This is a genomic window from Cobetia sp. MC34 (assembly GCF_018340035.1).
Taxonomy (GTDB): domain Bacteria; phylum Pseudomonadota; class Gammaproteobacteria; order Pseudomonadales; family Halomonadaceae; genus Cobetia; species Cobetia amphilecti.
In genome coordinates this window covers 1-263 of sequence record NZ_JADPPY010000131.1, presented here as the reverse complement: position 1 = coordinate 263, position 263 = coordinate 1, and the positions used below count along the sequence as shown (strand labels likewise).

1 pseudogene is annotated in these 263 nt (G+C 67.7%); it reads left to right on the top strand.

Features of this window, described 5'->3' with window-relative positions:
* A pseudogene (locus tag IZU87_RS17460) lies at positions 1-263 on the top strand (IS3 family transposase); the annotation flags it as partial.

Below are 263 nucleotides of genomic sequence, written 5' to 3'. Positions count from 1 at the left end.
TGAGGCGCGTGCCCAAGGGGCACGCCTGCAGTCGGCATGCGCTGAACTCGGCATCGGCACCAACACGCATCGCCGCTGGGTGCGGGGCGATCAGGATCGCCGGCCTCAAGCGGTGCGGCCTGTCCCGCGTCATGCTCTATCGCCGGAAGAGCGTCAGCAGGTGCTGGAGATTTGCCATCGTCCTGAGTTCGCCAGCCTGCCGCCTGGGCAGATCGTGCCGCGGCTGCTGGACGAAGAAGGCCGCTACGTGGCGTCAGAGTCCA